The 629-nt window shown below is 53.7% G+C and carries 2 protein-coding genes; both read right to left on the reverse strand.

From position 1 onward, the window contains the following. Positions 1 to 267, reverse strand: a 267-nt coding sequence (locus Q5Y71_RS17095; protein WP_306043273.1) for a hypothetical protein, incomplete at its 3' end; no start/stop codon positions are given. Next, a partial coding sequence (locus tag Q5Y71_RS17100; RefSeq protein WP_306043275.1) for a hypothetical protein occupies positions 264 to 629 on the reverse strand: 366 nt, incomplete at its 5' end. The genes Q5Y71_RS17100 and Q5Y71_RS17095, both read right to left, overlap by 4 nt.

A 629-nucleotide genomic window follows, 5' to 3' on the forward strand; every position in this document is an offset into this window, starting at 1 on the left:
ATTGGCCAGGCGCTCAACCGGTAGCAGAATGTAATCATTTGGGGGGATAGACATATTCAGCGCGACGGCATTGTCTGGGGCCGGGCTGCTGGAAACCGGCACGGCATAGACTGAGACTGTCCGTGTTGCCGATGTGGTGTTGGTTATCTTTATTTGCAGGTTTTGCAATATCGTCCCGCTAGGCGAGCTTGGCACCGCGTACAGGGTCGATATTGTGTCTTCCAGCATAATGCTGTTAAAAAACACCGGGTATGTGTTGGTACTCACTGCTGATCCTCCAGCTCTGTTATGCGGCGCTCCAGTTTCTTGATTTGTGAGCGCAGTGCTTCCGCGTCGTCACCCTGGGATTCGTTGACAAGCTGAATTGCAACGACCCTGACCTGGTGCGGGCTGACTCCATGCACTGTGGTTGAGTTGTCTATCTGAGTGACTTCCTCGACAACCTGATTAAGGTTGATATCAACAGCCGGAGCGCCACCGGACCTGCGCCATAGTTCCTCGAGAAAGCGCGTGGCCTGTTCGTTTTTCAGAAGCGCACGCCAGAAACTACCGTTGAAATAAAGTGCCTGTTCGCTCATGTGTCTTGCGGCTCGATTTCGGCATAAGCGGCGAAGACGGCCCGCTTGACC

This window comes from Microbulbifer sp. 2205BS26-8, assembly GCF_030731025.1.
GTDB classification, from domain to species: Bacteria; Pseudomonadota; Gammaproteobacteria; order Pseudomonadales; family Cellvibrionaceae; genus Microbulbifer; species Microbulbifer spongiae.